The following is a 7,369-nucleotide window of genomic DNA, read 5'->3' as shown; positions in this document are numbered from 1 at the left end:
GCCCATCTCCCATGCGGCGGCGACAAGCGCATCCAGCGTCGCGCCCCAATGCGATCCGAATGCCTGGATTTGCAACAGGTTCGCCATGTCGCCGGCTTGACCATAGAAGGCATAACAACCGAGCATTTTGCCCGTTTCGTCGTAGATCCCACCGAAATGAAGGGGGCCGTCGGCCCGCTTCTCGGCCGCCAGCGCAAGCAGCCGTGGCAACTCCCCATCCTTCCAACTCGGCCGAAGAGCGTAACCAGACAGGAGGGTCGGCAGTTCCTCGGCAAATTGCACGGCATTGATCGGCTCACGGTGGGTGCGATGCGACGATGAATGCTGGACGGGGGGCTCGAACCTTCTTTTCGCAAGAGCATCGAATGCTCGCGCAAAGGGGTCGAGTACAAGGTGAGGCAGGCCGGGCCATTTACGGTGCAGTGCGGCGGCGGCCATTCCCGCCGGCCGGAAGACATATGTCCATCCCAGACAATGCACCGGCAGGAGTTGATACTTCATCGGGCGCGCGAAGGCTAAGGATGTCCGGTTGGCCGAATCGGTCAGCTGCAGATCGAATTCGCCTTGATGCAATGCCCGCAGCAATTGCGGTCCGGCCGAGCCGTCATCGGTGCCGGGGTCGGCCATGAGCGGCCCGATGATCGCCGCATTCAATGGCGCACCATTGAGCTCGTAGCGGGCTTTCAAAACGCCGAGGAACCCACCCAGGCGGCCCTGCCGGTTGATCTGGACAAGAGCGTTGCTTTCACCGGAGTGGCCGGCAGGGTCGAGATAAATCTCTCTCATATACGCGGCCGTTTCGGCGATCGCGCGATCGAGGAGGTGACGGCGCCGCCGGCGAAACTTCGTCAGGAAGAGTGCGGCGACGCGCTCGAGATCTTCGGCAGCAAGCGGCCGAACCGAGCCATGCTGAGATTCCAGCACTGACGGCGCAGCCAACTTTTCCTCGGCATTCGCAGAAAGATGCATCGTGAAAAACGTCCGTGGGTTGCCTCCATCGGATATATATCAACCATTGGTAGAAACAACGTATCTCGGTCAATATGATGAACAGAGGTCCCAAGACTTACTATCCGGACAGGACTTCACAGGCAAATCAAGTCGGCCAGCATCACGGCGCTGATCGACGGGTCGACTGCCTCCCTGCGATCGCATCTCCTGCTCCAGCCCGCTGGGCTGACCGTGCCTGACAGAGGCGGCCTCCGGCCGAAGCTGGAGGCCGCCTCAGGTCAGCTGACAAGTCCCTTGGTCAGTTCGAGCGCCTGGCGTTCGAACAGGCGACGGTAGATGCCGCCTTTCAGCCGGATCAGTTCGTCATGCGAGCCTTCCTCGACGATGTTGCCGCGATCGAAGACCAGCAGCCTGTCGAGCGCCCGCACTGTCGAAAGCCGGTGCGCGATGACCAGCGTGGTGCGGCCGACCATCAGCCGCTCCATCGCCTGCTGGATCAGCACCTCCGATTCCGAATCGAGGCTCGATGTCGCCTCGTCGAGGATCAGGATGCGCGCATCGGCAAGGAAGGCGCGCGCGATCGCCACGCGCTGACGCTCGCCACCCGACAGTTTCACGCCGCGTTCGCCGACCAGTGTACCGTAGCCCTTTGGCAGGTTGGTGATGAAGTCATGCGCACTCGCCAGCTTGGCGGCATGCTCGATCTCCTCCTGCGACGCACTCGGCCTGGCATAGGCGATGTTTTCGGCCAGCGACCGGTGGAACAGGATCGGCTCCTGCTGAACGATGGCGATCTGCCCGCGCAGCGAGGCTTGCGCCACCTGCGAGATGTCCTGACTGTCGACCAGGATTTTCCCCGCGTTCACGTCATAGAGCCGCTGGATAAGCTTGACGAAGGTCGTCTTGCCCGACCCCGAATGGCCGACCAGCCCGACGCGCTCACCCGGCGCGATATCGACCGAAAAGTCGCGGTAAAGCGCGGATCGGTGATGGCCATAGTGAAAGGTGACGTTGTCGAAGCTGATCCGTCCTTCGGTGATCCGGATCGGCTTGGCACCTGGCCGGTCCTCGATGCCGAGCGGTTCGGACTGGAAATCGACCAGCTCTTCCATATCGTTGATGGAGCGCTGCAGGTTGCGGATATGCGTGCCGATGTCCCTGAGATAGCCCTGCAGCACAAAGAGCGAGGTCAGCACGAACGCAACGTCGCCGGCGCTCGCCTGCCCCCACGACCACAGCATCAGCGCCAGGCCGATCACCGCAGCGCGCATGACCAGCAGCAGCACCCCTTGCGTGGTGCCGTTGATGGTGCCGCGCACCCAGGTGCGCCGTGTACGCGCACGCCATTTGGCGACGACCTTGGCCAGGCGGCGTTCTTCGCGCTCCTCGGCGCCAAAGCCCTTGACCACGGCGTTGCAGCTGACCGCGTCGGCCAGCGAGCCGCCGAGGCGGGTATCCCAGGTGTTGGCGAGCCTTGCCGCCGGCGCGACATAGCCAAGTGACAGCAGCGCCGTCACCGTGATGAACAGCACCGAACCGGCAGCAACGACCGCACCCATCAACGGCCAGAACCAGCCGAGCAGCAACGTCGACCCGACCAGCATGACGACCGACGGCAGCAGTGCGATGAGGATGGTGTCGTTGAGCAGGTCGAGCGCCCACATGCCGCGCGTCACCTTGCGGACGGTCGAGCCGGCAAAGCTGTTGGCATGCCAATCGGTGGAAAAGCGCTGAACGCGATGGAAAGCATCGGCGGCGATGTCGGCCATCATCTTCAAGGTCAGCTCGACGATGCCCATGAACGCCAGGTTGCGCAACACGACGCCGGCCAGCGCCAGCGCCATCAACATCGAGAACGCCGTCAGCGCGGCATTCCAGGCAATCGCGTCGGCGGCGGCGCTGCTGGCGACGGCGTCGACCAGCCGGCCGGAATAGAGCGGCGTCAGCACATCGGCCAGCGTCGACAGCAGGAAGCTGGCCATGATGAGCGAAAGCCGCCACGGCTGGCGCCGCCAATGGGTAAGCGTGAAGCCAAGAACGCTGCGAAAGGCGCTCGCGCGCAAATCGATCTTGAAACGAGCCATGATGTCATTCGGGCACAAACGAGCCCGATCCCAGTAGGTCGAAAATTGAAGAAGCCGCGCAAGGGCCAATGATTGCCCGGAAGCGGAGTGGCATATTTGGCGTATCGCCCATAACCGGGCGGCGATCGGCATCGGCATAAGCCTGTGCTCGATCCGGCATCGGCACGAAGGGCAAACCTTCGCGGAGCGCCGGATGAGACCTAGGCTTCGCGGCCTCGCATTACCATGTGAAATACTGCCATTCGGACCTCCCGCAAGACAATTGCGGAGCGGTTCTTATAGAGACGCTCCGATGCACCGCCAAGACGGGCTGACGCCAAAAGCGTATCTGGTCCAACCACTGCGATTATTTTGCAACAATGGCGGGCAAGCCGCGCCTCATTCAGGAACGCGATCCAAGCGCATGTAGCGGCCATCGGTCGATGGCTTGAACCCGAGCTTTTCATACATGCCATGGGCATCGCTGGTCGACAGGCTCCAATGGAAAACGGTCCTGACCTCCGGATGATCGATCAGGGCCTGGACGAGCCGGCTTCCTATGCCCTGCCCGCGATTCTCCGGCCAGATGATGATATCGGCGAGATAGGCGAATACGGTGCGGTCGGTGATCGCCCGGCCGAAGCCGACTTGCCTGCCATCGACATAGGCGCCGACGCAAAGCGAGTTGGCAAAGGCGCGGCGATGGACTTCGTCAGTGCGTCCGGCGCCCCAATAGCTTGCCATCAACAGGTCCGATGTCGCACGGAAATCGATCCGTGACATGTCGAAGCTGATCTCACAATCGGGCATGGTTGTCTCCGGCCGCGCCGCGTGCGCTTTCGGTACCTAGCTGCGATCCCTGAAACGATTGGTGATGGGGTAGCGGCGGTCGCGGCCAAAATTCTTTTTCGTGATCTTCACGCCTGGCGCCGCCTGCCGTCGCTTGTATTCTGCGATGTAGAGCAGGTGCTCGATGCGCGTCACCGTCGCCCGGTCATGGCCGCGCGCTACGATGTCGTCGACACCCATCTCATTCTCGACCAGGCATTCGAGGATATCGTCCAGCACCGGATAGGGCGGCAGCGAATCCTGATCGGTCTGGTTCTCGCGCAATTCCGCCGACGGTGCCTTGTCGATGATGTTCTTCGGGATCACCTCGCCCGAGGGGCCCAGCGCACCCGGCGGCACGTGGCTGTTGCGCCAGCGCGACAGCGCGTAGACCTGCATCTTGTAGAGGTCCTTGATCGGATTGAAGCCGCCATTCATGTCGCCATAGAGCGTGGCATAACCGACCGACATCTCGCTCTTGTTGCCGGTGGTGACGACCATTGAGCCGAACTTGTTGGAGATCGCCATCAGGATGGTGCCGCGTGCGCGGCTCTGCAAATTCTCCTCGGTGATACCTTCCTTGGTGCCTTCGAACATCTGCGTCAGCGCGTGCAGGAAGCCCTCGACCGGCTCGAAGATGGGCACGATGTCATAGCGGCAGCCGAGAGCGCGGGCGCAATCCTCGGCATCTTTGAGCGAATCCTTCGAGGTATAGCGGTAGGGCATCATCACCGCGCGCAGCCGTTCCTCGCCGAGCGCATCGACGGCCAGCGCCGCGCAGATCGCCGAATCGATGCCGCCGGACAGACCAAGCACGACGTTCTTGAAGCCGTTCTTGTTGACGTAGTCGCGCAGGCCCAGCATGCAGGCGCGATAGTCAGCCTCCTCCCGGTCCGGGATTTTCGACATCGGCCCTTCCGAGCAGACCCAGTGATCGCCTTGTCTCTTCCAGGTGGTGACGTCGACCGCTTCCTCGAACTGGCTCATCTGGAAGGCAAGCGTCTTGTCGGCGCCAATGGCAAACGAAGCGCCGTCGAAGATCAGCTCGTCCTGGCCGCCGAGCTGGTTGGCATAGATCATCGGCAGCCCGCATTCGATGACCTGGCGGATGACGACCTGGTGGCGGACATCGATCTTGGCGCGATAATAGGGTGAGCCGTTCGGCACCAGCAGGATTTCCGCCCCGCTTTCGGCCAGCGTCTCGCAGATATCGACATCGCCCCAGATGTCCTCGCAGATCGGAATTCCGATGCGCACGCCGCGGAAATTGACCGGCCCCTGGATCTCGGGTCCGGCCTGGAAGACGCGCTTCTCGTCGAACTCGCCGTAGTTCGGCAGATCGAGCTTGTAGCGTTCGGCGATGATCTTGCCGCCGTCGGCGAAGATGATCGAATTGTGCGTGCCGCTCTTGCGCTTCAACGGCGTGCCGATGATGACGCCGGGACCGCCATCCGCGGTGTCGGCGGCAAAGTCCTGTGCCGCCTTTTCGCAGGCTTTCAAAAAGGCCGGCTTCAGCACCAGATCCTCCGGCGGGTAGCCGGCGAGGAAAAGCTCGGTATAGAGCACGAGATCGGCGCCCTGACGTGCGGCATCCGCCCTCGCCTCGCGGGCTTTGGCGAGATTGCCTGATATGTCGCCGACAGTCGGATTGAGCTGGGCGACGGCGATGCGCAGGATGTCGAGCTTCTTGGTCATGCCTGCTGACTTAGCGCGGCAAAATTGCTCGGGCAATGGCGTTCGTTTGGACCAATTCGGAGCAAATGACGAATGTCATTCGTGTCCGGACCGATCGATTCGATCGTGTTGACCGATCGACGAATGCCGATCGTGGCAAGCGACCACGTTTCAGTCGTCGCCCATATATTCGCGCAGCGCTTGCGGCGAATGGTTCTCGCCGATCGACATCGCCAGGATGCGTGAAATATGGCGGCGCGGCAGATGCGTCTCCGCTGCCCATTGATTGATTTGCCTCTGGATCTTGTCCAGGTCCTTCTTCGAAGTCGGGCTTTCGGCGATGTCGAGGCCGGCGTCGCGCAACGCCGCGGCCATATCGCCCGAGATGACGAACGCATCCCACCCCAGCCAGCGCAGGAAATACTGGCCCGTGTTGCCGCCCAGCCGGCTGCCATGCTTGCCGAGCCAGGCCATCAGCCCGACCTGGTCATCATCAGGCCATTCCGCAAGGAATTTGCCGAAACCGCCATATTCCTTCGACACACGCTCGACAAAGGCAGCATTGTCGCGAACGGATCTGATCTTCTGCGGGTTGCGTACGATGCGCTGGTCGGCCGTCAGATCGTGCCAGAAATCATCGGGCTGGAACAACAGCCGCTTCGGCTCGAAGCGCAGAAACGCCTCCTCGAAGCCAGGCCATTTCTGCTCGATGACGCGCCAGACGAAACCGGCGGCGAAGACGCGCTCAGCCATAATGGAGAGAATGCGGTCATCGGGGATGTCAGCCACGGCGGCATTGTCAGGCGCCGGACCAAGCAGCGACGTCAGTTCCTCTTCGCCGCCCTTACGTTTTGCGGCGCGAGCGCGAATTTTCTTGAAATCGGCCATTGGTCCCTCGGCAACTGGAATCAATCTAACACTTCCCGTGTGAGCCGGCAGCCTCTACCTCTTACGGCAAGCCTAAGACCCTGGAGATGGCCATGAACAAGACGATCGACGATCTGGCGAACCGCTGGCTCAAGCGGCGGCCGGACGGCCTCAGCCAGCTCGAAAGCCGGGTGCTGCAATCGACGCTCGAACGCACCACCATCTCGCGCGACACCAACAAGGCCGTTGCCTTCCACCAGACCTTCGGCGACCGGCTTGCCGATACGATCGCCCGCATCGGCGGGTCATGGTCCTTCATCCTGACCTTCATCGCCTTTCTGGTCTTATGGACGGCGGGCAATGTCTGGCTGCTGTCGCGTGACGCCTTCGATCCCTACCCGTTCATCTTCCTCAATCTCGTTTTGTCGATGGTAGCCGCCTTGCAGGCGCCTGTGATCATGATGGCGCAGAACCGCCAGACCGAACGCGACCGCATCGACGCCGCCCACGATTACGAGGTCAACCTGAAAGCCGAGATCGAGATCATGGCGCTGCATGAAAAGCTGGATGAACTGCGCCACGGCCAGATTCTCGGCATGCGCGACGAGATCGTGCAACTGACCGAGATGATCAAGCGGATCGACGAAAGGCTGTCTTCGCAGCAGTCGGCTTCATGACCGACGCGATCCACCATTTCATCGAACAATACGGGCTGCTCGCGGTCTTTGTCGGTTGCATCGCGGAGGGCGAAAGTGCTGCCATTCTCGGCGGCTTCTTCGCCCACCAGCAGGTCTTCGTGCTGTGGCACGCCGTCCTTGCGGCCGGCCTCGGCGCCTTTGTCGGCGACACTTTCTTCTTCATCCTCGGACGAAGCTTTGCCGACCATCCCTATGTCGTCAGATTGCGCAAGCGGCCCGGCTTTCGCCGCGCCTTTCGCCTGCTCAACACCCATCCCGACATTTTCGTGCTGTCGAACCGCTATATCT

General features: G+C 61.7%; 6 protein-coding genes and 1 pseudogene. 2 read left to right on the top strand and 5 right to left on the bottom strand.

Features of this window, described 5'->3' with window-relative positions; translation table 11 throughout:
• The 5 genes from ENZ75_RS14460 to ENZ75_RS14440 form a co-directional block, all read right to left on the bottom strand.
• Positions 1-969, bottom strand: a 969-nt coding sequence (locus tag ENZ75_RS14460) for a hypothetical protein (RefSeq protein ID WP_128278156.1), incomplete at its 3' end; no start/stop codon positions are given.
• Positions 970-1,229: 260 nt separating this feature from the next.
• A complete protein-coding gene (locus tag ENZ75_RS14455; protein ID WP_063170224.1) occupies positions 1,230-3,035 on the bottom strand; it encodes an ABC transporter ATP-binding protein in 1,806 nt (601 codons plus the stop codon).
• Positions 3,036-3,413: 378 nt separating this feature from the next.
• The gene (locus ENZ75_RS14450) at positions 3,414-3,824 is read right to left on the bottom strand and encodes a GNAT family N-acetyltransferase (protein WP_063167907.1); all 411 of its coding nucleotides are present in this window, start codon (positions 3,822-3,824) and stop codon (positions 3,414-3,416) included.
• A 36-nt stretch (positions 3,825-3,860) separates the two neighbouring features.
• Positions 3,861-5,537: an NAD+ synthase gene (locus tag ENZ75_RS14445; protein ID WP_013531895.1), complete on the bottom strand. Its 1,677-nt coding sequence runs from the start codon at positions 5,535-5,537 to the stop codon at positions 3,861-3,863.
• 150 nt (positions 5,538-5,687) lie between these two features.
• Positions 5,688-6,404 carry a DNA-3-methyladenine glycosylase I gene (locus tag ENZ75_RS14440; RefSeq protein ID WP_063167906.1) on the bottom strand — a complete coding sequence of 239 codons (717 nt, stop codon included), beginning with the start codon at positions 6,402-6,404 and terminating at the stop codon, positions 5,688-5,690.
• Positions 6,405-6,496: 92 nt separating this feature from the next.
• Here ENZ75_RS14440 and ENZ75_RS14435 point away from each other — a divergent pair, with 92 nt between their 5' ends.
• The gene (locus ENZ75_RS14435; protein WP_024503559.1) at positions 6,497-7,060 is read left to right on the top strand and encodes a DUF1003 domain-containing protein; all 564 of its coding nucleotides are present in this window, start codon (positions 6,497-6,499) and stop codon (positions 7,058-7,060) included.
• Positions 7,057-7,369 (top strand): annotated as a pseudogene (locus ENZ75_RS14430) (DedA family protein); the annotation flags it as partial. The gene ENZ75_RS14435 and the pseudogene ENZ75_RS14430, both read left to right, overlap by 4 nt.

The sequence above is a fragment of the Mesorhizobium sp. M7A.F.Ca.CA.002.04.1.1 genome (assembly GCF_004022805.1).
Lineage (GTDB): Bacteria > Pseudomonadota > Alphaproteobacteria > Rhizobiales > Rhizobiaceae > Mesorhizobium > Mesorhizobium ciceri.
This window is presented reverse-complemented; position numbering and strand designations above follow the sequence as displayed.